Source organism: Bradyrhizobium xenonodulans (assembly GCF_027594865.1).
Classification (GTDB): domain Bacteria; phylum Pseudomonadota; class Alphaproteobacteria; order Rhizobiales; family Xanthobacteraceae; genus Bradyrhizobium; species Bradyrhizobium xenonodulans.
On sequence record NZ_CP089391.1, the window covers coordinates 6211508 to 6233178 of the forward strand.

Consider the following 21671-nt stretch of genomic DNA (forward strand, 5'->3'; position numbering starts at 1 on the left):
GGGGCGCCGCGAGCCTAGACCGCTACTTCGCGGCCGTGCGATCGAGCGCGAGGTTCAGTGCCAGTACGTTAACGCGGGGTTCGCCAAGCAGGCCGCCCAGACGTCCCTGCGTGGCGGAAGCCACGAGCTGCTTCACGGCCTCTTCCGGCATATTCCGCGCCTTGGCGACGCGCGGCACCTGGAATTGCGCCGCTTCCGGCGAGATGTCGGGGTCGAGGCCGCTCGCCGAGGTCGTCACCAGATCCACGGGCACCGCAGCGTTCGGGTTCTCCGCCTTCAGCTTGTCCACATCCTCCTTCAGCCGATCGGCCAGCGCCTTGCTGGTCGGGCCGAGATTGGAGCCGCCGGAGTTGGCCGCGTTGTAGGGCGCCGACACCGTCTTGGTCGAATCGTTCGGGTCGGGCGCCAGCGTCGCCGAGGGGCGGCCGTGGAAATATTTGTCGTCCTTGAACTCCTGCCCGATCAGGGCGGACCCGACCACCTTGCCGTCCTTCTCGATCAGGCTGCCTTGCGCCTTTTCGGGGAAGATCGCGCCGGCAATGGCGGTCATCGCGAGCGGATAGGCGAGGCCCGTGATGGCGGTGAGCACCAGCAACAGGACAATGGCGGGGCGGATTTCTCTGAGCATGATGGGTCTCCTATGTCTGTTGTCATTGCGAGGAGCGAAGCGACGAAGCAATCCAGACTGTCAGCCGTAGAAACATTTCTGGATTGCTTCGCTTCGCTCGCAACGACGGCGTTAAGCCAGATGCAGGGCAACAACGACGAGGTCGATCGCCTTGATGCCGATGAAGGGGATGACGATGCCGCCGAGGCCGTAGACCAAGAGGTTGCGACGAAGCAACGCGCCGGCACCGACCGCGCGATAGGCCACGCCCTTCAATGCAAGCGGAATCAGCCCGATGATAACCAGCGCGTTGAAGATGATCGCCGACAGGATGGCGCTCTGCGGGCTCGACAGGTTCATGACGTTGAGCACGTTGAGTTGGGGGTAGAACGCCAAAAACATCGCCGGGATGATGGCAAAATACTTGGCGACGTCGTTGGCGATCGAGAATGTCGTCAGCGCACCGCGTGTCATCAGCAGCTGCTTGCCGATCTCGACCACCTCGATCAGCTTGGTCGGGTTGGAATCGAGGTCGACCATGTTGCCGGCCTCGCGGGCGGCCTGGGTGCCGGTGTTCATGGCGACACCGACGTCGGCCTGCGCGAGCGCCGGCGCGTCGTTGGTGCCGTCGCCGCACATGGCGACCAGCTTGCCCTTGGCCTGCTCGTCGCGGATCAGCTTGAGCTTGTCCTCGGGCGTTGCCTGCGCAAGAAAGTCGTCGACGCCGGCTTCCGCCGCGATCGCCGCGGCCGTCATCGGATTATCGCCGGTGATCATGACGGTGCGGATACCCATGCGACGCAGCTCCGCGAAACGCTCGCGGATGCCGCCCTTGACGATGTCCTTGAGCTGGATCACGCCGAGCAGTTTTCCATCCTTGGCAACAGCAAGCGGCGTACCACCGGCCTTCGAGATATCGTCGGCAATGGTCTGAATCTCCCGGCCAACGTCCGACAGCGCGGTCGGCTGGATGGCGCGGGCCGTGTTGCCGGAGGCCACGGCCAGCGGCGCGCCGCCACCGACATAGTTCAGCATGGCATCGACCGCGCCCTTGCGCACCGACGAGCCGCCGGCATCGACGCCGCTCATGCGGGTCTGCGCCGTGAACGGGATGAAGGTGGCGCCAAGTTCGGCCATGTCGCGGCCACGGATGCCATACTTCTCCTTCGCCAGCACGACGATGGAGCGGCCTTCCGGAGTCTCGTCGGCGAGCGAGGCGAGCTGGGCGGCGTCCGCCAGCTCCTGCTCGGTCACGCCGCGCACGGGACGGAACGCGGTTGCCTGCCGGTTGCCGAGCGTGATGGTGCCGGTCTTGTCGAGCAGCAGCGTATCGACATCGCCGGCGGCTTCGACCGCGCGGCCCGACATCGCCAGCACGTTGAAGCGGACGAGGCGGTCCATGCCGGCGATGCCGATCGCCGACAGCAGCGCGCCGATCGTGGTCGGGATCAGCGTCACGAACAGCGCCACCAGCACGATCACCGAGATCGAGCCGCCAGCATAGGCCGCATAGCTCGGAATGGTGACGGTGGCGAACACGAAGATGATGGTGAGGCCGGCCAAGAGGATGTTGAGCGCGATCTCGTTCGGTGTCTTCGTGCGCTCGGCGCCCTCGACCAGCTTGATCATGCGGTCGATGAAGGTCGAGCCCTGGGCTGCCGTGATGCGGACGCGGATCCAGTCGGACAGCACCTGCGTGCCGCCGGTCACAGCCGAACGGTCGCCGCCGGATTCGCGGATCACGGGCGCGGACTCGCCGGTGATGGCCGCCTCGTTGACGGAGGCCACGCCCTCGATCACCTCGCCATCGGAGGGGATGGTGTCGCCCGCCTCGACCAGCACGATGTCGCCGACCTTCAGGCTGGTACCCGGCACCAGCGTGAAGGCCCGGCCGGCCCCGGTCAGCAGCTTGGCCTGGCTCTCGGTGCGGGTCTTGCGCAGCGAGTCGGCCTGCGCCTTGCCACGGCCTTCGGCGACCGCTTCGGCGAAATTGGCGAACAGCACCGTGAACCAGAGCCAGAGAATGATCTGGAAGGTGAAGCCGAGGCCGGCACCGCCCGTGACAACATCGCGCAGAAAAATCACGGTGGTGAGCGCGGCCACGATCTCGACGACGAACATCACGGGATTCTTCACCATCAGCCGCGGATCGAGCTTGGCGAAGGAGGCGCGGATTGCCGGCACCACGATCTTCGGATCGAGCATGGCCGACATCGGCGCACGCTTTTGCAGTTTCATCGTATCCATGAAGGTCACTCCAACAATCAGAACAGGTTGCCGGCGTTCATCGCGAGGTGCTCGACGATGGGTCCGAGTGCGAGTGCCGGGAAGAAGGTGAGGCCGCCGATGATCAGGATCACGCCGACGACGAGGCCGACGAACAACCCGCCCGTGGTCGGGAACGTGCCCGCCGACGGCGGGATCGATTTCTTGGCGGCGAGCGAGCCCGCGATCGCCATCGCCGGAACGATCATGAAGAAGCGGCCGACGAACATCGCGCTCGCGAGCGTGAGGTTGTAGAACAAGGTATTGCCGGTGAGGCCCGCGAACGCCGAGCCGTTGTTGCCAGTCGCGGAGGTGAAGGCGTAGAGCACCTCGGTGAAGCCGTGCGGACCGGCATTCGCCATCGAGGCGACCGCCGCCGGGTAGACCACGCCGACCGCGGTCCAGCCGAGGATCATCAGCGGCAGCACCAGGATGGCCAGCATCGCCATCTTGACCTCGCGCGCCTCGATCTTCTTGCCGACATATTCAGGCGTGCGGCCGACCATGAGCCCCGCAACGAAGATCGCGAGAATGACGAACAGCAGCATGCCGTACATGCCGGCGCCGACGCCGCCGACGATGATCTCGCCGAGCTCGATGTTGATCAGCGGGATCATGCCTCCGAGCGCGGTGAAGCTGTCATGCATCGCGTTGACCGCGCCGCACGAAGCGGCGGTGGTGACGACGGCGAACAGCGATGAGGCCACGATGCCGAAGCGGACTTCCTTGCCCTCCATGTTACCGCCGGTCAGGCCGAGCGCCTGGAGCGTCGCGGTGCCATTGGCTTCCGCCCAATAGGTGATGGCGACGCCGGCGACGAACAGCACGCCCATCACGGCGAGGATCGCCCAGCCCTGGCGCTGGTTGCCGACCATGCGGCCGAACACGTTGGTCAGCGCGGCGCCGAGCGTGAAGATCGACAGCATCTGCACGAAGTTCGACAGCGCCGTCGGGTTCTCGAAGGGGTGCGCGGCGTTGGCATTGAAGAAACCGCCGCCATTGGTGCCGAGCATCTTGATCGCGACCTGTGAGGCGACCGGGCCGACCGCGATGGTCTGCTTGGCGCCTTCGAGGGTCGTCGCTTCAACATAGTCGCCGAGCGTCTGCGGCATGCCTTGCGACACCAGGAACAGACAGTACACGACACAGATCGGCAGCAGCACGTAGAGCGTACAGCGGGTGACGTCGACCCAGAAATTGCCGACCGTGCGCATCGAGGCGCGCGAGAAGCCGCGGATCAGGGCCACCGCCAGCGCAATGCCGGTTGCCGCCGACAGGAAGTTCTGGTGCGTCAGGCCGAGCATCTGCACGAGATAGGACAGCGTGCTTTCGCCGCCGTAGTTCTGCCAGTTGGTGTTGGTGATGAAGGAGATCGCCGTGTTGAAGGAGAGGTCCTCCGCGACCGCCGATTGCCCGGCCGGGTTGAACGGCAATATCGCCTGAAGCCGCATCACGCCGTAGATGACGAGGAAGCCGCCGACATGGAACAGCAGCATCGCGACCGTATAGGTCAGCCAATGCTGCTCGCGCTTCTCGTCGACGCCGGAGAACCAGTAAATGCCGGCCTCGATCGGCCGCAGCACCGGCGACAGGAAGGTCCGCTCGCCGTTGAATACGCGCGTCATGTACCAGCCGAGCGGCTTTGCGAACGCGACGATAATGACGCAAAAGAGAATGATCTGGAGCCAACCGATCATGGTCATGGAATCAACCCTTCAGGCATGGTGCAATCCTTCAGATTTTTTGCCCGCAGGAGCAGCAGGAGCACCGTCAGCAGGCCGGCGACGAGCACGACGTCCGCCAGCAGCAATTCGAGAAGCAGCAGCACGGGATCAGAACCGCTCGGGCCGCAGCAGCGCGTAGGTGAGATAGATCAGGAGGCCAAACGAGACGGCACCGGCGAGCGCATAATCGAAGATCATGGTCCGCTCCGTCACAGCCGTTCGCAGGCGTAGGTGTAGCCGATCGCCAGCGCGAAGAACGCGGCAACCAGCGCCAGCATCAGAATGTCCATCATGGTGATACTCCTCGTTGCAGCCCTAGTGTCCGGCGCAACCGTTTCCCGGAGTCCCGGCGGATAAGGTGAAACAGGGAAGCGCAACGCATTTCCACGGCACCAGCCCGGACTTTTGACCGCGCTGAAGTGCCACCACAGCCATAGGTTTTCGAGATGAGGGCTATGGCGACGTTATAGGAATCTCATAAAGGCCGAGGGCTCGCTCCGCGGGCGAAAGCCCCACACTTATGAGATCCCTATATCTCGCACCCCGTCTCCATCTCGTTTTCAAATGCCCTTTTGGCCATCTTGGAGAGGCCGGCCGACTGACCGACGCCAAATCCAGGAGGCCTGACATGACCGCTGCTCTCCGACGCCTCGATCCACCCTCCCTCAACCAGCGGCTTCGCGCGGCACCGACAACGACGCGGCCGTTGATGCTCGACATCATCGATCACGCCTGCCGGCGCTTCCCTTCGCTCGGACAGAGTGAGCGTACGGCACGCGTCATGCGCCTGGTCGACGTCGAGGCCTGGGCCGATGCCGCGCTGGCGCTGATGGAGCTCGAGCTGCCGATGTGGCAGGTCCGCCGCATCGCCTATGACGAGGGCGAGTGGCATTGCGCGCTCTCGCGCGCGCGGGAATTGCCGGAGTGGCTGGACGCCGCTGTCGAGGCTCGGCATGCCGACCTCGCACTCGCTCTGCTGTCGGCCTTCATCGAGGTGCAGGCGTTGGCCATGGAGGTCTCGCGGCCAAGCGTTCCCACCGTCCGCCCGGCGCTCGATCCGCTTTACGAGCCGATCGCCTGCGACAATTTCGGCTAGACCGACCAGGACAGAAGGACACCAGACAATGTCGACGCTGACTCAACGTCTTGAGCGGCCCCTTCAGTGGCCGGCACGGCGGCTCCGGATATCGAAGCTGCGCAAGGCCCGGCTCAGGCGCATCGCCCTGCATGGGCTGGCCTTGCTCTCGATGGGCAGCGTGCTCACCGCACTGATTGCGCTGAGGACTGCAATTCTGTGTTTCGCGAGGTAACGACATGATCGAGCTCAAGATCATCATCCTGGTCGCATTGAAGGGCGCACTTCTGCTCGGCATGCGCGTCACCGCGCGCCCGGCCGCGGACGGCTAGCATGCAGCCGTTCAAGGGAAATCTGGAGCAGGCGGTCACCGTGACCATCCTGACGATGACCTTGAGCCTGATCTGGGGCGGCATCCTGACGCTCGTGATCACGCTCCTCGCGCGCGGTCTCGGCGTCTAGGGCTAGGCCCCGCGATCGACCGCGAGTTGACCATGGCTGCCTACGAGGCGAGCAGCCCGGTCGCGCCTCCCGGTTGAGGCGCATATCCGGCGGAAAAAACCCGGTCGATCTGGCGCAAATTCATGGAACCGTGTAGATCGGTTTCATGAGCACCAGCACCGTCAACGTCGTCGCCCATCCCCTGGTCCAGCACAAGCTCTCGCTGATGCGGGAGAAGGACCGCTCGACCAAGAGCTTTCGCGAAATCCTGAACGAGATCGGGATGCTGCTCGGCTACGAGGTGACGCGCGACCTGCCGCTGGAGCTGGTCGGGATCGAGACGCCGATCGCGCCGATGCAGGCGCCGAAGATCGCCGGCAAGAAGCTCACGCTGGCGCCGATCCTGCGCGCCGGCGTCGGCTTCCTCGACGGCATGCAGGCGCTGATGCCTTCCGCACGCATCGCCCATATCGGACTCTACCGCGACCCCGAGACGTTGCAGGCCGTGGAATATTACTTCAAGGCGCCGCAGGACCTGTCCGACCGCACCGTGATCCTGATGGATCCGATGCTGGCGACCGGCAATTCGGCCTGCGCGGGCGCATCCCTGCTCAAGGCGCGCGGCGCCCGCGACATCCGCTTCGTCTGCCTGCTGGCCGCCCCCGAAGGCATCGCGCAATTCCAGAGCGAGCATCCGGACGTGCCGGTCTGGACCGCCGCGATCGACGAGCGGCTCAACGACCACGGCTACATCGTGCCGGGCCTCGGCGATGCCGGCGACCGGATGTTCGGCACCAAGTAGACAGATTTGCGCGATCGGGTTACTCCGGTTGCCATGAGTGCCAACCAATTTTCGCTGCAATCTCTGATTGACGTCGAGCCTGCCGCCGATCCCGCCTTCGTATTCGACGGCACGCCAGTCTCGCGCGCGGAGTTCTCTGCACAGGTCGAGCGGACGGCCGCATGGCTCGCCGCGCAAGGCATCGGCAAGGGTGATGTCGTCGCGGTCTGGCTGGTCAACCGGGTCGAATGGCTCGCGCTGCTGTTCGCCGCCGCCCGCCTTGGCGCCGTGGTCGCTGCCGTCAACACGCGCTACCGCAGCGCGGAGGTCGCGCACCTGCTCAAGCTGTCCGGCGCGAAGCTGATGGTGGTCGAGGCCGCGTTCCGCGCGATCGACTTTGCCGCCATCCTCGCCGACGTCGCCAGGAACGAAGTGCCTGCCCTGCAAAGGCTCGCGGTGGTCGGCACGGATGAGATTCCGGGCCAATGGCCCTGTGTGCGGTTCGATGCCTTCGACAAGCCTTACCCACCGGCGCCGCCGGCACAGGGCGATGTCGATCTGCCGGTGCTGCTCTACACGACATCGGGCACGACCAAGGGACCAAAGCTCGTCGTGCATTCGCAGCGGACGTTGGCCACGCACGCCGTCTCCGTCGCCAGAGCGCTAAACCTCTCGCCGCAGCGTCACTCGCTACTGGCCATGCTGCCATTCTGCGGCACTTTCGGCATGACTAGCCTGCTCGGCTTCGTCGCCGCGGGCGCGACCATCCATATGCTCGACGCCTTCGAGGCGGCACCGGCGCTGGAGATTCTCGGTAAGCACAAGATCACGCACTCCTTCGGCTCGGACGAGATGTTCCGCCGCATCCTCGCCCTCACTGATGCACCACGGCCGTTCCCGCATCTCGAGATCTGCGGCTTCGCCGCGTTCCAGCCCGGCTGGCGCGAGCTTGCCGCGGAGGCCGAGGCACGCGGCCTGCCGCTGTTCGGCCTCTACGGTTCGAGCGAGGTGCAGGCGCTGTTCTCGATCGCCCGCGCCAGCGACGCCTTCGCCGATCGCATCGAGGGCGGCGGCTGGCCGATGTCCCCGGAAGCACTGGTGCGCGTGCGCAATATCGAGACCGGCGAGCTTGCGGCCCAAGGTGTCTCCGGCGAGATCGAGATCAGCGCGCCGTCGCGCTTCCTCGGCTACTTCAACAATCCCGGGGCGACGCGCGAGGCGATCACTGCCGACGGCTTCTTTCGCACCGGCGACATCGGCCGGCTGCGGGGCGACGGCGCCTTCGTCTACGAGACCCGCGCCGGCGATGCGATGCGGCTCGGCGGCTTCCTGGTCGCGCCCGGCGAGATCGAGGACGAGCTCAAAGCCTGCACCGGGGTGGCCGATGCCCAGGTCGTCGCCGTCGATCTGAAGGGGTCCGCGCGCTGCATCGCCTTCGTGATTCCGACAAGCGAGCCGCCACAACACGAGCAGCTGACTGCGCGTCTGCGCGATCGGCTCGCCGGCTACAAGGTGCCGGCACGGATCTACCTCGTGGACGCCTTCCCGGTCACCGACAGCGCCAATGGCGTGAAGATCCAGCGCGCCCGGCTGCGCGCCATGGCGATGGAGCGGATCGCTGCCGAATAGCGACCGGCGAGGCGCATCCACACAACGCGCTGTCATGCACCGCCTGGTCCGCAATTGCGCACGGGGGCGGGGCATCCAGTATTCCCGAGACAGCGGTGATAGAGCCGCGAGGCTGCGGCTTATTGGATTACCCGCCTTCGCGGGGAATGACACCGAGAGTGTTGAGCCTATTTCAGGTAACTTGCGAGATTGATGCTCAGGATCTTGGCGAGCGCCGAATAGGACGCCGTGAGCTGTGCCTGGTAAGTCGAGAGCTGCGCCGTGACGGCGGCGACGTCGACGCCGGTGAGGTCGTTCGACAGCGTCTCAGCATAGCTCTTGTAGTCGGTCTGGCGCGCGCTCGCCGTCTCGATCGAGGACGCGGCGTTCGACAGCTTGGCCTGCACCGCCGCAGTGTCGTCCAGCGCCGTGCCAGCGAGATCGAGTGCGCTGGAGATGTCCGAGGACGACAGCGTGGTGCTATTGGCCACGAATTTGAGCACCCGCATCACCTCTTCGAACGCCGAATTGTCCGCGGTGACGCCGTACGACACCGTCTCGTCGGAGGCGACCCGTACCGAGGCGATCTCGTCGTCACCGTTGTAGTAGCTGGTGTCAGTCGCGGTCAGGGAGCCGCTGCCGGACGAGAAGCCGGTGAGGTCGACCGGCGCGGTGTCGGTCTTGCCCCCGGCGAACACATACTGGCCGTCATATTGCGTGTTCATCAGCGACCCCATCTCCTCCAGCATCTGCTGGGCGGTGGTGATCACCGAATTCGTCTCGGTCGAGCTGCCGGTCGAGGCCGCGCTGAGCTGGGAGCGGAGCTGCGTCAGGATGTCGGTCATCGATCCGATCGCCGAATACATCACCTGCACCTTGCTGTCGGCGAGCGTCGCGGCGTCGACATAGGATTGCGCGCGCGTCACCGAGACCTGAAGGTTGACGAGATGTTGCGCATCCGAGCCGTAGCCGCCGAAATCGCTCGAGACCACGCCCGACGATTCCTGGATCTGCTTGTTGGCCATGACCGTCTCGACGCGCATCGCGTCGGCGATCATCTTGTTCGACTGCGCGAAGGTGGCGACCCGCATCGCGGCCATGAGCCCGCTCCCGCCCGTTACGACTGCACGGCGGACAACAACGCCGAGTACATGGTGTTGATGGCCTGGATCAGCGCGGAAGCCGCGGTATATTTGTTCTGGAGCGTGCTGAGCTTGGCGGACTCCTCGTCGAGGTTGACGCCGGATTGCGAGGACAGCGAGCTCGCATAGGTCGACTGTGCGGTCTCCTTCGCGGTGTAATCGGTCGATGCCTGCGAGGCCTTGCTGGCGACGTCGGCCACGATGGCCGACGCATAATCGGCCAGCGAACCGGTGGTGGCGGCAAGCCCGCCGGTGGCGGCGAAGGTCCGGGAATCCGTCAGCGCATCATAGAAGGCGTTGACGACGCTGGCCGACCCCGACGACAGCACGGTGCTGCCCACCGTCAGGCTCGACGAGGAATCCAGGGTCCCGAGCTGGAGCTCGTTGGTGCCGGACAGGATCTTGCTGTTGACCGCGATGTCCGAAGCACTGGTGCCGGTCACGAGGTCGTTGAGACCGAAATACTCCGAGAATCCCTCCCCCGAGCTTCCCACCGAGCTCGTCATCTCGTTGATGGCGACGCCGTTGCCGGATCCTGTCGCGGCGATCGAGAGATGGCCGTCCGCATCGACCGAGGCCGACAGTCCGGAGATGCCGTTGATGGCGGTGACGAGATCGCCGACGGTGGAATAGGACGACAGGTCGAGATCGCTGTAGGAGACCAGATTGCCGCTCTGGTCGGTCACGGCAAGGCGCACCGTACCCGTCGCGGACAGTGCCGTAGAGCTGGTGACGCTCGCCGTCCCGGTGAGGCTCGTCGGCGCCGGCACCGCGGAGGCGCTGTTCGAGACGCTGTTCATCGCGGAGGCGAGCTGCTGAGCGAGCTGGTCGAGCTGGGACTGTGCGTTCGGCAGCGTCGTGTCGCGAAGCGTGATCAGCGCCCCGATGTCGCCGCCTGTGATCTGCGAGGTGACGTCGACGCCGTTCACCGTGATCGCGCTGAAACCGCTCGACGAAGAGCCCGCGGTATAGGTCGTCGCCGCCGTCACATTGGCCGCGGCGGTATAGCTGATCGTATGGGCGGAGCTGTCGACCAGCGCCTGGCCGGACTTGGTGTAGATCTGAATGTCGCCGTTCGACGCCGTGAAATAGTTGATGTTCATCTTGGACGCGAGGTCCTGGAGCGCGGTGTTGCGCTGGTCCTCCAGATCCGCGGTCGACTGGCCGGCCGCCGCCGTCTGCTTGATCTGCGCATTCAGATCCGCGATCTGCTGCAAGTCCGTATTGACGTCGTCGATCGAGGACGCGATGTCCTGGTCGGCATCGGAGCGGAGCTTCTGGATGCTGCTCGACGTCTCTCGCAACTGGCTCGCGACGTCGTCGAGCGCGCTGACGACGTTGGATTGCAGCGAGGCGCTGCTCGGCGTGCTCGCCAGCGACGACAGCGCCGATTCCAGCGAGGCGATGCTGTTGGCGAGCGACGTCCCGGTCGACGCGTCGTCTGTGCTGCTGGTCGAGCCGTAGAGCTTTTCGAGCGACGTCAGATAGGTGTTGGTGGTGTCGGCCGAGCCGAGGTCGGAGGTCGCAGAGATCAGCGACTTCAACAGCAGCTTGTCGACCGTCGAGGTGATGCCCGTTACCGTGACGCCGGTGCCGACGCCATTGGTGACGCTGCTCGACTGGTTCGCAGTCTTGGTCGTATAGCCCGTCGTGTCGGCGTTCGAGATGTTCGACGACGTCACGCTGATCTGCACCGACGTGGCCGACAGGCCGCTGAAGGCGATCGATCGTGCGATATCGAGCGACACGGCGGGCTCCTTTCGTCGTCAGGCGCTGCGGCTGGTGCCGCTGGAGACCGCGCGCGCGGCAAGCCGGCCGGACGCGCCATAGGGCGACACCGCCGCGATCTGCTCGCGGATCGCCTGCATGACGGCCTCGATCCGGCGGTTGCTGGCCTCGATGGCCGCGCGCAGGCGCACCAGATTCTCGTCCATCGCCCCGCGCAGCTTCAGGATCCGCTCCATCAGCTGCTCGCGCAGCATCCGGTCGCGCACGTCCAGGCTGGTCGTGCCTGCCGCGCATTCGGCGACGGTCCGCTCGAACATCTCCGCCAACCGGTTCTTCTCGTCGACCTGCTTCAGGCGCGAGGCCGGCAGGCCCTTGGCCAGCTCCGCATTCTCCTCCGCGACCAGCGCGGTCAGCGTATCGATCAACGTGATCAGCGACTTGATCCGCGCGTCGCCGTTCGCGGCGTTCGTCCTCGTGGCTTTGCTCGTGGCTTGAGCTACAGTCATGGTCATCGCCTTCTTCTAGTTATGCCGTTTGCCGCGGCCGGCCTGCGCGTTGCGCAGATAGGCGCCGATCGCAGTCGTCCTGACGGTTGCCTGCCTCATCTCGCCCTCGATCTCCGCACATTCGCGCAAGAGGCCGCGCCGGGTCGTCTCGAAATCGTCGAGCAGCGCGAGCAATTGCTTGCGGTCGCTGCCCCTGACGGTCGCGGCTCGCGCCACCAGCCGCCTCAACCGGCGCAGCAGTGCTTCTCCTGCCGCGCTCGCCTCCGGGCTGCGCATCGCTCACCTCATCGCCGAGATCAGGGTGTCGTACATCTTGTTGACGGTGGAGATGACCTGGGACGCGGCGGAATAGGCCTGCTGCGCCGAGATCATGCTCGAGAACTGGCTGGAGGTGTCGGTGGTCGAGGATTCCAGCTCGCTGCCGTAGATCGTACCCGCGCCGTTCTCGCCGGAAGCCTGCAAGGAGGCATTCCCCGACGTCACGGTCGCCGAGTAGAGTCCGTTGCTGGACGCGGAGAGCCCGTTGGGATCGGCGAAGGTCGCCACCGCGATCTTGTAGATCGCGATGGTCTCGCCGTTGGAGTAGGTCGCGTCGACAACGCCGTCGGTGCCGATCGAGATGCTGGACAGCTTGCCGTAGGACAAACCATCGGAGTCGATGCTGGTGACGTTGACGGAGGGCGTGGTCTCGCCGGAGGCATATTGCGTCAGGCCATCGGTGCCGCCGACCGTGCCGAGGTCCATGGTGACGGTGCTGTCGGCCGCGCCGTCGGTCCAGCCCGTGATCGAGATGGTTGCCGGGTCAGGGCTGGTGCTGGCCAGCGAGCCGTCGCTGTTGAAGGTGATGTCGATCGTGCCGGAGGCCGTGCCGGTCGCGGTCGTGGTGTCCGACGACGAGGTCGGTTCGGCAAAGCTCGCGCTCCAGCTGTTGGTGCCGGTCTTGCTCCAGGTGATCTGCATCGTGTTTGCAGCACCGAGAGAGTCATACACCGTCATCGAGCTGGTATAGGTGTCGCCGGTGGCGGCATCCGACGGCAAATTGGCCGCGATCGTGGTCTTGGTGGTGGCGCTGCCGCTGGTCGAGGCGATCTGGGTGTTGATGGCCGACAGGTTGCTGGCCGACTCGCTGCCGACGACATTGCCGTCCGCGTCGGTGCGCCAGCCCTCGAGGTAGCTGCCGTTGTTCTCGAGATAGCCGGCATTGTTGATCGTGAAGGCACCGTTGCGGGTATAGGACGTGGTGCCGCCGGATGCGGCGCTGGTCACCACGAAGAAGCCCGAGCCCTGGATGGCGACGTCGGTGGCATTCGAGGTCGCGGCCAGCAGGCCCTGCTGGGTGATGTTGGCGCGGCCCGCGACGGTGACACCGCCCGACGCGTAGGAGGTGGTGTTGCTCGAAGCCGTCACGAGCGAATCGAACATCGCCGACGTCGTCTTGTAACCGGTCGTATCGGAGTTGGCGATGTTGTCGCTGATCATCGACAGGGACTGGCTCTGGGCGCTGAGCGCCGAGATCGCCGAGGACAATGCACCGGTGAGACTCATGATGAAACTCCGAGGAAATCAGGGCGTGGGGTCAGGACGTGACGCCGAGGATGTTGGCGGCGCTGACAGCGACGCCGTTCACCGTGAGCGAGGGCGTGGAGGTCGAGGTGTCGATGCCGGTCACCGTGCCGGTGACGGTGGTGTAGTTGAGCACCGAGTTGCCGGCGCTATCGGTCGCGGTCACCGAGATGGTGTACTTGCCGCCGTCGGCGAGCTGATTGCCGCTGGAATCCTTGCCGTCCCAGGTGAAGCTGTTGGAGCCGGAATTGCCGGTCCCGGTGCCGGTGAAGACGACGTTGCCGGAAGAATCCGAGATGCTGATCGAAACGTTCGATGCGGCCGAGGACAGCGAGTAGCCGAACGTCGCCGAGCCGTTGCTCAAGGTCGAGGTGTCGGTCTTCGCCTCGACGGTGTGGCCGATATAGTTCACCGAGTTGAGCGTCACGAGGCTCGAGAACGAGCTCGCCAGCGACGACATGTTGGAGTTGATCGACTCCTGCTGGGTGAAATTGGCGTAGGAGGTGAGCTGATTGATGAAGTCGGTGGTCGAGGTCGCGTTCAGCGGATCCTGGTTCTGAAGCTCGCTGACGAGCAGGCTCAGGAAATCGCTGGAGGTCAGCGACGAACTGGATGACGTGCTCGAGGACGACGAGGTCGTCGTGGTCGCAGTCGTTGCAGAACTCGTGGCGGAAACGGTCATCAGAAGCTCCGGCTTTCCTGCGCTGCCGGCGACGGATGTCGGCCGGCAGCGCTTGAAATCTGTGTGCTGATGAAACGGGTGGGCGCGCGGATTCAGGCGGGGATTCGCGCGCGCCAAAACGGCATTCGACACGGCAAAATCTGCCGTGCGCGTGCGTTAGAGGAGCGATGATGTTGAGCTGATCTGTCGCGGCGGCGGCAGTGCGCTCCCTCGCCCCGCAAACGGCGAGGTAAAGTGAAGCGACAATGTCGGAAAGAGCCGCTCAGCTCTCCGCGGTCTCGCCTTCGGTGCGCGGCTCGGCGGTGTCGCCTTTCATCTTCGCAGCGGCGGCGACGATGCGGTCGGCAAGGCCTGCGGGCGCGCGGACCGGAGGCGCGGCGAGCGCGTGGCGCAAGGCGCGCGCCTCGTCCAGCACGGCTTGCGCGGCGGACGAGCGCGCCAGCAGCTCTTCGGCGGGCAAACGCCGATCGTCGGGCCAGAGGGAGAGATCCTCGCCCAGCCGATCGATCAGTTCCTCAAACTCGGTGACGTCCATCGCCCGCCGGTCCCGCCTCGGTCAGGCCACGTCATAAAGCATTGCAGGCACGGCGGAAACCGGATTTCGGCGGGGAAGCCCGCCGAGAGCGCCCGAAGCATTACGGAAAATGGCCGAATCGGTCGTCCGGACGATCGCCGGAACCCTGCGCGGCCGGAGCGACCGAGCCTCTCAGCGCTTGCCGGCCGAATCGGCCGAGACGGCCTTGCCGCCCCGCACGGCGGTATCGACGAATTCCCACGCCTCGCGCATTTCGGTCAGGCCGGCGATGATCCGCCGAAAGCCTTCGCGCGCATGCGGCCGGCCGTAGGCCTTCAGGCTCGCCATGATCAGGGCGTTGTAGGTCTGGTAGAGCCGCTCGGCCACCGCCCCGCCGTTGACGAAATCGAGATTGTGGCTGAGCCCACGCAGGATCGCGGTCGCCTTCATCAGGTATTCGTGTCCCTCCTCGAAACGCCGTGCCTCCTGAGCGGCAAGCGACTTCTGGAGGAAGTTGATCGCGCCGCCCAGCAGCATCGAGACCGCCTTGAGCGGCGGCACGCTGGTGGCGGCTCCCCGATAGGCCTGATTGGCCGTGTACGCCATCGGATTATGCATCATCAATCGCTCGATTTCCCGTTGTCAGTCACTCGACGAACTGTTCAGCAATGCCTTGAGATATGTCAGCGTGCTGTTGGCGCTCTCGATCGCGGCCTGGTATTTCGCGTATTGCGTCTCCAGCTGCGACTGCAGGGTCGACGCCGCGCTGTTGATGTCATCGACTTTCTGCTGGAGCTCTTCGTCGCGCGTTGTGAGGTTGGTGATCAGCGTTTGCAGCGCGCCTGATGACGACGAGTAATTCTTCGCGACCTGATAGAGCTGCGCCGCGATGCCCGACGTCGATGTCACGGTGATCGACTGGGAGGTCGACCCGCTATAGGTGAAGGCCATGCCGGCATAGATCGAGCCGGAGGCACCGATGATCGTGTTGCCGCTGATCGTGAAGAGCGACGAGTCGCCGCCGATCGAAGCCGAGCTGAGGTTTCCGTCCGAATCGACCGTCAGATCCAGGGTGAAGGATTGCGGCGACGTCCCGGTATTGACGACGCTGAGCTGGCTCGATGACGTCGTCGTCTGCGCCGACAGCAGCTTGGTCACACCGCTCAGATTCGTGGTCAGGATATCCGAGAGCGTGCTGGTGTCGAGCTCAAGCTCGTTGTTCTCGTTGAACGACAGGCCGAGGTCGGCCATCGTCAGTCCGCCCACGGTGCTGTTCAGCGCATTCTGGAGCGCATCCATGATGTTGCGCATGGTTCCGTCGCCGAACAGGACCGCGCTCGAGTCCGCGGTGCCGTCGGTCGCCGTCGCCTGCTGGGCGATGACCTCGTCGCGAAACGCATTGTAATTGGTGACGAACGTCTCGATCGCCGATTCGATCTGGCTGGTATCGGTCTCGATGCTGATGTTGAGCGACGTTCCGTCCGGCGTCGCCTGGAGCAGGCTGAAGGTGACCCCGCTGAGGACGTCGGAGATGTCGTTGGTGTCGCGGGTCATCGCGATGCCGTCGAGCGTGAACTCCGCGGACTGCGCCTCCTGGATCACGTCGGCGAAACTCCCCGAACTGTCGGTCACACCGAGCTCGTTCAGGATGTCGTCGCCGGACGTGCTGGAATAGGTGATATCGGCAGCCTCCTCGGTGCCCGTCAGCACCATCTCGTACGAACCGCTGGAGACCTGCACGATCGAGGCCTGGACGTTTGTCGTCGAGGTCTGGGCATTGACGGCATCGACGATGTCCTGGAGCGACATCGTGCTGGTGACGGTGATGTCGGCCGTGCTGCCGCCTTCGAGGCCGATCGAAAACGCGCCGGAATAGCCGAGTTCGTCGGTCTGGCTCGACTGCGAGGTGCCGATCACCTTCTGGGCGGTCGCGAGTTGACTGATCGTCAGCGTATGGTCGCCGGTCGCGGCGCCGCTCTGGAGCGTCATGGAGAGCGCCGAGGAGGCACTCACGTCTCCGGTCGAACCGATGCTCGCCGAGCGCGTGGCAAATGCGCTGGTGGACAGCGAGTTGACCACCGCCGTCGCGAGCGAAGCCAGCCCCGAATACAGCGTCTTCAGGTCGCTCTGGAGCGTCTGATAGGCCGAGATCTTGGCCTCGTTGTTCGTGATCGAGGTCGAGATCGTGTCCGCCTGCGCGGTCTTGGCGTCGACGGCCGCCTGGATCAGCGCCGACCAATCGATGCTGCTCGAATTGGTCGTTCCGCTCGTGGTGACGGAGACCGCCGAACTTGTGCTGCTGGTGCTCGAACTGACGGAGGCCACTTTGCGTACCGGTCCCTGATAGAGCGCGGGCCGGCATCATGCCGGCCCGCTTGGGTCTTCATCAGCCCAGCAGCTTGAGCAGGTACTGAGGCATCTGGTTCGCCGCGGCGAGCGCGGACACCGCGGCCTGGGTCTTCACTTCCGCGGAGGAGAGCTTGGACTGCTCGGCCGCGATGTCGACGTCCTTGATCGCCGAATTGGCCGACTGCAGATTCTGGGTCTGGGTCGAGATCGAGTCCGCGCTGAAGTTGAAGCGCGACTCCTGGGCGCCGATGCTGGCGCGGGCAGCGGAGACGGTGTCGATCGCCGTATCCAGCGCGGTCAACGCCGAGGTCGCGTCCGACAGCGAAGAGACGTCGAGCGAAGAGACGCCGAGCGAAGACGAGGTGAGGCTGGTGAGCGTGATGGTGATGGTGTCCGAGCCGGAAGAGCCGACCAGGACCGAGACGCCCGAGGCGAACACGCTCGAGCCATCCAGAAGGCTCTGGCTGGAGTAGCGGGTGCCGGACGCGATCGAATCGATTTCGCTCGTGAGCTGCGTGAATTCCGAGTTGATGTAGGCGCGGCTGGAATCGGTCGTGGTGCCCGAGGCGGACTCCGAGGCCAGCGACTTCATGCGTGCCAGGATGTCGGAGATGTTCGAGGCACCGCCGTCGGCAGTCTGGAGGATCGAGGTGGCCTGTGAGGCGTTGGTCGCGGCCTGCTGGAGCGTGGTGACGTCCGAGGAGATGCGGGTGGAGATCGCGAGGCCGGCGGCGTCGTCGGAGGCGGACGTGATGCGCGAGCCGCTCGACAGCTTCGAGAGCGAGCTGGTTTCCTGCGAGGAGTTGATGTTGAGGTAACGGACCGCGGCGTTGGCGGCGGTATTGGTATTGATTGCGGGCATTGGAAGCTCCTGTGCTGATGGGCAAGCGTGCCGCATCCTTGAAATCGACTTACGACGACGCGGACCGCAGCCCCGTCCGTTCGCTCAAACGGCGCAGCGCAATCAGATCAGGCGCGGAAATTTTCGCGAGGCGATTTTTATGGTTAGCAATCGGTAAACGCGGTGCGGATGTCGCGTTCGTGCTTGCGCAGCAATTGGCGAAGCTGCTGACGGCCGCGCTTGAGCAGCGACTCCACTGCGGCGACGGTCGTGTCCATCACCTGGGCGATCTCGCCGTTGCTCATGCTCTCGTGGTAGGACAGGATCACCGCGATGCGCTGCTGCTCGGGCAGGCGCTGCATCGCCAGCTCCAGCATGTCGTTGAGCTCGTTGCGCTCGATGATCTCGACGGCGCCTGGCTGACCGTCGGCGACCTCAGGCACGGTCTCGACATTCTCGTTGCGCGGCTTGCGGCGCAGATCGATGCAGCGGTTGGAGATGACACGGTAGAGCCAGGTCGAGAATTTGGCGCGGCCGTGCTGCCAGCGGCCGCGATGGCTCCAGATCTTGAGCATGGTGTCCTGCACCACGTCTTCGGCATCCGCCGCGTTGCCGACGATGCGCAGCGCAATCGCATAGGCGCGGTCGATGTGACGTTCGACCAGCATGCGGAACGCGGCCTCGTCGCCGGCGGCGAGCTTGTCGAGAAGCTCGCTGTCCTCGTCATAAACGACGTCGGCGGTAACGGGTGCGCTGTCCGGCGCGAGCGGCACCGACGGCATCACCGGCACGACCGCATCGACCCGCACCGTCGTCGTGATCTCGGCCTCGGCGGGAGCCCAGACATCAGCAGCGTAACTCATCCCGCAACCTCCAACCCGCAATACCGGCGGCGTACATGCCACACGGCTTCCAGGCGTTGAACGCGGCACCAAAACAATCCAGGCGGAGATTTTTTGTTATTTTTCAAGATGTTAGCCGGTATCTTTTGCCGAGCATCGGGCAATAATTGCCGACTGCGCGCAAGCTTCGCGCGTCCACATCTGCAATCGTCACATCGTCTCGCGCCATGGCGGATCATCCATCCTGAACAGATGTATGTGAGAGAAAACGCTGACATTACGCGGCACTAGGTGATCGAACGCGACACACGCATCGCGCGCGAGGCAGCGATTGTTTCCGAGTGTGAACGAACGCGGGACGACTTTCGCACTCGGCAATTTTTTCCGAATCACCTTTTTCGAACCTAGCGATTTTTTTGAATCTGTCAGTCGCGATGGATGCGATTTCGAATCGCGCGCGAACTTTTTTCGTCGTTGTGGCGCCTGACTCCGCACATGCGCACGTTAATCGTCATGGTGGACGGGGAATTACTGCATGAAGATCGCAACGGCCGGGCTCGAGCCCCGCGCGAAAATTGTTTCTGCTTGGTCGTTCGATGTTTTCGATACATTTCTGCTTCGCGCCTGCACGACGCCGGATGGCGTATTTGAAAGGACTTACGAGCTTTCCGGCATTTCAAGAACTTGTCCGAATGTTTCTGCGAGTTTCGTTCAGCATCGAATCCAGGCCGAATCGCGCGCACGCCGGACCGCAAAAGAAAAGCGCGGCGCGAGCGAAGTACACATTGCGGAAATCTATTCTTACTTTCCCTTCAAGCTGTTCGGCCTTTCACGGCGCGACCTGAGCGACCTCGTCGAATCGGAGTTCTCCGCTGAACTCGAGCTCTGCCGCGCCAATCCGGACATGCTTCGGCAATATCTGGACATGAAGTGCACGGGCCATCGCGTCGGTTTCATCTCCGACACCTATTGGGACTCCGACCGGCTGGCGCGGCTGCTGCGGGCCTGCCGCCCCGGGCTCACATGGCACTTCCTCTATGCGTCCTGCGACCATGGCAGCAGCAAGAGCGAAGCCTTGTTCGCTACATATCTCTCGGAGCAGGGTGTCGACGCCAGCTCCTCCTATCACGTGGGCGACAACGAGAAAGCCGACATCAAGGGGGCGAAGCGCCACGGCATTCGTCCTCGCTATTATCCGCAGGCAACGCCGCTACTGGCATCGACGTTTCAGCGCGAGACCGCTCTGTTCGAACTGCTGTGCCAGGGTGCGCCGTCGCGGCTCGACCACGGCGCACGCACCCTGCGGCGCATGGTCGCCGCGCGCAGCGCCGAGAAGTCACCGGCCTTCCACCTCGGCGTGACCGTGCTCGGCCCGATGATGACGGCATTCGATGCGTTCATCGCTCGGCGCTGCGAGGAAGCCTCCGGCCCCGGCCGCAAGGTTGCCCTCGGCTTCCTCGGCCGCGACGGCTTCCTGTCACACCGGATCTGGCAGGAGCTGCATGGTCCGACGGCTGCCTATCTCGAGATCAACCGCCGCGTCAGCCTGATTGCCTCGGCCGACACGATGCAGCCGCTCGTCGACCTCCTCAGCAAGGTCTTCAAGATCGACGCGCCGACATTCGGCGACATGCTCAAGATCATGCCGGCCAAGGTTGCCGCATTCTTTGCCGGTTTCCCGGATGGGATTGCCTCCGGCGAGGAGCTCGCCGAGGCGCTTCCGGGACTGATGAATCCGGCCGAGATCGTCGCGCTCGCCGCCGGCCTGCGCGCCCGTCTCGTCGCCTATCTGCGTCAGGCCATCCCGGACTTCGACGACTGCACCGATCTCGTCCTCGCCGATCTCGGTTATTCCGGCAGCGTGCAGAAGGCACTGCGCCGCATCTTCGACCTCGAAGGCATCAAGATCCGCGTCCACGGCGCCTATCTGATGTCGCTCGACGACGCCTTCGACGACCTCACTGAAGAGGACAGCGCCGAAGGATTTATCTCCGACCTGGTGGTCACCCCTCACGTCAAGCGCATGCTGATCCGCAACGTCGCGCTGCTGGAGCAGATCTGTTGCTCCGCCGATGGCTCGGTACGCGACTATGACGGCAACCAGGTGCTGCGCGAGATCAATCCGCGCCCCGAAGGCCAGATCGCGCTGGCCGCCGAGATCCAGGCCGGCGCCCTCGCCTTTGCAGAAACCGCCGAGGAGGTCGCGCTCGATTTCTGTCTGAGCCCCTATGCCGCACCCGACATTGCCGCGCGCTGGTGCACGGCGACATTGGCGCGCCTCCTGCTGCTGCCCGACGAAGACGAGCTGGCGCTGCTCGGCGATTTGAAGCATGACGTCAATCTCGGCACCCATGCGCTGGCGCCGATGATCGACGGCGCCTTCATCCGCCGCCAGATCACCGCCCGCGGCCTCTCCGCCGCGTGCACGGCATCGGCGCCGCCGATGTGGCTCGCAGGCTGCTTTGCGCGGCTATCGCCGTCCCATGCCTATCTCTATACGCTGTTCGGTGCCAACCGCCTGCCCGCCGACGTCTTCGAGGAGAGCCCCTGCGATCCGGTCCAGATCGGCCTGTTCCGCGGGAATGGCGAAGCGACGCTGGAGACGGTGACCGTTCACCGCACCGGGCTCGGTGAACTGCGCCTGCGCATCCCCCTCTCGCGCGCCATGGGCATCGCCACGATCACGCTGCCGCTGGCGAAATTCGCCGCCGAGGGTCTGCTGCACGGCGTGACCGTCCAGTCCGCCGACGACGTTCGCGACGCCGCCGAGAGCCAGGACGTGCTCGGCATCACAGCTGAAAGCCTGGTCTATGCCGGCATTCAGCGAAACGGCGACCATTATCGCGCCGAGACCGAGGACGGCTGCCTGCTGATCCCGGTCGCCCCGATGACGCAGAACATCGCGATCTATTCCATCGCGATCACTCCGCTCGGAGCCGGCCCCAAATAGTGCGCCTGATAGCACCCCTCTGGACGTTGAAGTCCAAGGGCTGCGACTGGGGG

23 protein-coding genes are annotated in these 21671 nt (G+C 64.6%); 6 read left to right on the plus strand and 17 right to left on the minus strand.

Annotated features, from left to right (window positions below):
• Positions 1-22: 22 nt before the first annotated feature.
• From I3J27_RS29460 to I3J27_RS29485, 6 genes are all read right to left on the minus strand, one after another.
• Positions 23-628, minus strand: coding sequence for a K(+)-transporting ATPase subunit C (locus I3J27_RS29460; RefSeq protein ID WP_270162380.1), 606 nt, complete (start codon positions 626-628; stop codon positions 23-25).
• Between the two features lie 111 nt (positions 629-739).
• On the minus strand, positions 740-2854 hold the full coding sequence (gene kdpB / locus I3J27_RS29465; protein WP_270162381.1) for a potassium-transporting ATPase subunit KdpB: 2115 nt from the start codon (positions 2852-2854) through the stop codon (positions 740-742).
• Between the two features lie 17 nt (positions 2855-2871).
• The gene (gene kdpA, locus I3J27_RS29470; RefSeq protein ID WP_270162382.1) at positions 2872-4575 is read right to left on the minus strand and encodes a potassium-transporting ATPase subunit KdpA; all 1704 of its coding nucleotides are present in this window, start codon (positions 4573-4575) and stop codon (positions 2872-2874) included.
• A complete protein-coding gene (locus tag I3J27_RS29475; protein WP_270162383.1) occupies positions 4572-4700 on the minus strand; it encodes a hypothetical protein in 129 nt (42 codons plus the stop codon). The genes kdpA and I3J27_RS29475 overlap by 4 nt, the downstream gene beginning before the upstream one ends.
• A 4-nt stretch (positions 4701-4704) precedes the next feature.
• The gene (locus I3J27_RS29480) at positions 4705-4794 is read right to left on the minus strand and encodes a K(+)-transporting ATPase subunit F (protein ID WP_035698142.1); all 90 of its coding nucleotides are present in this window, start codon (positions 4792-4794) and stop codon (positions 4705-4707) included.
• 11 nt (positions 4795-4805) lie between these two features.
• Positions 4806-4973, minus strand: coding sequence for a hypothetical protein (locus tag I3J27_RS29485; RefSeq protein WP_270162384.1), 168 nt, complete (start codon positions 4971-4973; stop codon positions 4806-4808).
• A gap of 251 nt (positions 4974-5224) precedes the next feature.
• On the opposite strand from I3J27_RS29485, the gene I3J27_RS29490 reads away from it, so the two are divergent.
• The 5 genes from I3J27_RS29490 (at position 5225) to I3J27_RS29510 (ending at position 8522) form a co-directional block, all read left to right on the plus strand.
• The gene (locus I3J27_RS29490; protein WP_270162385.1) at positions 5225-5692 is read left to right on the plus strand and encodes a hypothetical protein; all 468 of its coding nucleotides are present in this window, start codon (positions 5225-5227) and stop codon (positions 5690-5692) included.
• 28 nt (positions 5693-5720) lie between these two features.
• On the plus strand, positions 5721-5906 hold the full coding sequence (locus I3J27_RS29495) for a hypothetical protein (protein ID WP_270162386.1): 186 nt from the start codon (positions 5721-5723) through the stop codon (positions 5904-5906).
• 98 nt (positions 5907-6004) lie between these two features.
• Positions 6005-6133, plus strand: a complete 129-nt coding sequence (locus I3J27_RS29500; RefSeq protein WP_270162387.1) for a hypothetical protein — start codon at positions 6005-6007, stop codon at positions 6131-6133.
• 145 nt (positions 6134-6278) lie between these two features.
• On the plus strand, positions 6279-6914 hold the full coding sequence (gene upp / locus I3J27_RS29505) for a uracil phosphoribosyltransferase (RefSeq protein ID WP_270162388.1): 636 nt from the start codon (positions 6279-6281) through the stop codon (positions 6912-6914).
• A 33-nt stretch (positions 6915-6947) separates the two neighbouring features.
• Positions 6948-8522, plus strand: a complete 1575-nt coding sequence (locus I3J27_RS29510; protein WP_270162389.1) for an AMP-binding protein — start codon at positions 6948-6950, stop codon at positions 8520-8522.
• A gap of 167 nt (positions 8523-8689) precedes the next feature.
• On the opposite strand, the gene I3J27_RS29515 is transcribed toward I3J27_RS29510, so the two are convergent.
• The 11 genes from I3J27_RS29515 to I3J27_RS29565 form a co-directional block, all read right to left on the minus strand.
• Positions 8690-9601, minus strand: coding sequence for a flagellin (locus tag I3J27_RS29515; protein WP_270162390.1), 912 nt, complete (start codon positions 9599-9601; stop codon positions 8690-8692).
• Between the two features lie 17 nt (positions 9602-9618).
• Entirely contained in the window at positions 9619-11391 is a 1773-nt protein-coding gene (gene flgK / locus I3J27_RS29520) for a flagellar hook-associated protein FlgK (RefSeq protein WP_270162391.1), read from the minus strand.
• 18 nt (positions 11392-11409) lie between these two features.
• Positions 11410-11883, minus strand: a complete 474-nt coding sequence (locus I3J27_RS29525; protein WP_270162392.1) for a flagellar protein FlgN — start codon at positions 11881-11883, stop codon at positions 11410-11412.
• 9 nt (positions 11884-11892) lie between these two features.
• The gene (locus I3J27_RS29530) at positions 11893-12153 is read right to left on the minus strand and encodes a hypothetical protein (protein WP_270162393.1); all 261 of its coding nucleotides are present in this window, start codon (positions 12151-12153) and stop codon (positions 11893-11895) included.
• A gap of 3 nt (positions 12154-12156) precedes the next feature.
• Positions 12157-13422, minus strand: coding sequence for a flagellar hook protein FlgE (flgE, locus tag I3J27_RS29535; RefSeq protein ID WP_270162394.1), 1266 nt, complete (start codon positions 13420-13422; stop codon positions 12157-12159).
• 31 nt (positions 13423-13453) lie between these two features.
• Positions 13454-14122 (minus strand): flagellar hook assembly protein FlgD, encoded by a 669-nt coding sequence (locus I3J27_RS29540; protein WP_270162395.1) that lies wholly within the window; start codon positions 14120-14122, stop codon positions 13454-13456.
• 262 nt (positions 14123-14384) lie between these two features.
• Positions 14385-14657 (minus strand): hypothetical protein, encoded by a 273-nt coding sequence (locus I3J27_RS29545; protein WP_270162396.1) that lies wholly within the window; start codon positions 14655-14657, stop codon positions 14385-14387.
• A 171-nt stretch (positions 14658-14828) separates the two neighbouring features.
• Entirely contained in the window at positions 14829-15257 is a 429-nt protein-coding gene (locus I3J27_RS29550) for a flagellar export chaperone FliS (protein ID WP_270162397.1), read from the minus strand.
• A gap of 21 nt (positions 15258-15278) precedes the next feature.
• The gene (gene fliD, locus I3J27_RS29555) at positions 15279-16961 is read right to left on the minus strand and encodes a flagellar filament capping protein FliD (protein WP_270162398.1); all 1683 of its coding nucleotides are present in this window, start codon (positions 16959-16961) and stop codon (positions 15279-15281) included.
• Positions 16962-17022: 61 nt separating this feature from the next.
• On the minus strand, positions 17023-17847 hold the full coding sequence (locus I3J27_RS29560) for a flagellin (protein WP_270162399.1): 825 nt from the start codon (positions 17845-17847) through the stop codon (positions 17023-17025).
• A gap of 143 nt (positions 17848-17990) precedes the next feature.
• Positions 17991-18689, minus strand: a complete 699-nt coding sequence (locus I3J27_RS29565) for an RNA polymerase sigma factor (protein WP_270162400.1) — start codon at positions 18687-18689, stop codon at positions 17991-17993.
• A 514-nt stretch (positions 18690-19203) separates the two neighbouring features.
• On the opposite strand from I3J27_RS29565, the gene I3J27_RS29570 reads away from it, so the two are divergent.
• Positions 19204-21618: a hypothetical protein gene (locus tag I3J27_RS29570; protein ID WP_270162401.1), complete on the plus strand. Its 2415-nt coding sequence runs from the start codon at positions 19204-19206 to the stop codon at positions 21616-21618.
• The last annotated feature ends 53 nt before the right edge of the window (positions 21619-21671 follow it).

What these genes read in the sequence shown, in the direction of transcription:
- I3J27_RS29565 (WP_270162400.1), bottom strand. Translation starts at nt 18,689, where the DNA reads ATGAGTTACGCTGCTGATGTCTGGGCTCCCGCCGAGGCCGAGATCACG.
- I3J27_RS29510 (WP_270162389.1), top strand. Translation starts at nt 6,948, where the DNA reads ATGAGTGCCAACCAATTTTCGCTGCAATCTCTGATTGACGTCGAGCCT.
- upp (WP_270162388.1), top strand. Translation starts at nt 6,279, where the DNA reads ATGAGCACCAGCACCGTCAACGTCGTCGCCCATCCCCTGGTCCAGCAC.
- I3J27_RS29560 (WP_270162399.1), bottom strand. Translation starts at nt 17,847, where the DNA reads ATGCCCGCAATCAATACCAATACCGCCGCCAACGCCGCGGTCCGTTAC.
- I3J27_RS29495 (WP_270162386.1), top strand. Translation starts at nt 5,721, where the DNA reads ATGTCGACGCTGACTCAACGTCTTGAGCGGCCCCTTCAGTGGCCGGCA.
- kdpB (WP_270162381.1), bottom strand. Translation starts at nt 2,854, where the DNA reads ATGGATACGATGAAACTGCAAAAGCGTGCGCCGATGTCGGCCATGCTC.
- flgE (WP_270162394.1), bottom strand. Translation starts at nt 13,422, where the DNA reads ATGAGTCTCACCGGTGCATTGTCCTCGGCGATCTCGGCGCTCAGCGCC.
- I3J27_RS29530 (WP_270162393.1), bottom strand. Translation starts at nt 12,153, where the DNA reads ATGCGCAGCCCGGAGGCGAGCGCGGCAGGAGAAGCACTGCTGCGCCGG.
- I3J27_RS29500 (WP_270162387.1), top strand. Translation starts at nt 6,005, where the DNA reads ATGCAGCCGTTCAAGGGAAATCTGGAGCAGGCGGTCACCGTGACCATC.
- kdpA (WP_270162382.1), bottom strand. Translation starts at nt 4,575, where the DNA reads ATGACCATGATCGGTTGGCTCCAGATCATTCTCTTTTGCGTCATTATC.
- I3J27_RS29525 (WP_270162392.1), bottom strand. Translation starts at nt 11,883, where the DNA reads ATGACCATGACTGTAGCTCAAGCCACGAGCAAAGCCACGAGGACGAAC.
- I3J27_RS29515 (WP_270162390.1), bottom strand. Translation starts at nt 9,601, where the DNA reads ATGGCCGCGATGCGGGTCGCCACCTTCGCGCAGTCGAACAAGATGATC.
- I3J27_RS29480 (WP_035698142.1), bottom strand. Translation starts at nt 4,794, where the DNA reads ATGATCTTCGATTATGCGCTCGCCGGTGCCGTCTCGTTTGGCCTCCTG.
- I3J27_RS29460 (WP_270162380.1), bottom strand. Translation starts at nt 628, where the DNA reads ATGCTCAGAGAAATCCGCCCCGCCATTGTCCTGTTGCTGGTGCTCACC.
- I3J27_RS29545 (WP_270162396.1), bottom strand. Translation starts at nt 14,657, where the DNA reads ATGGACGTCACCGAGTTTGAGGAACTGATCGATCGGCTGGGCGAGGAT.
- I3J27_RS29540 (WP_270162395.1), bottom strand. Translation starts at nt 14,122, where the DNA reads ATGACCGTTTCCGCCACGAGTTCTGCAACGACTGCGACCACGACGACC.
- I3J27_RS29490 (WP_270162385.1), top strand. Translation starts at nt 5,225, where the DNA reads ATGACCGCTGCTCTCCGACGCCTCGATCCACCCTCCCTCAACCAGCGG.
- I3J27_RS29550 (WP_270162397.1), bottom strand. Translation starts at nt 15,257, where the DNA reads ATGATGCATAATCCGATGGCGTACACGGCCAATCAGGCCTATCGGGGA.
- I3J27_RS29570 (WP_270162401.1), top strand. Translation starts at nt 19,204, where the DNA reads ATGAAGATCGCAACGGCCGGGCTCGAGCCCCGCGCGAAAATTGTTTCT.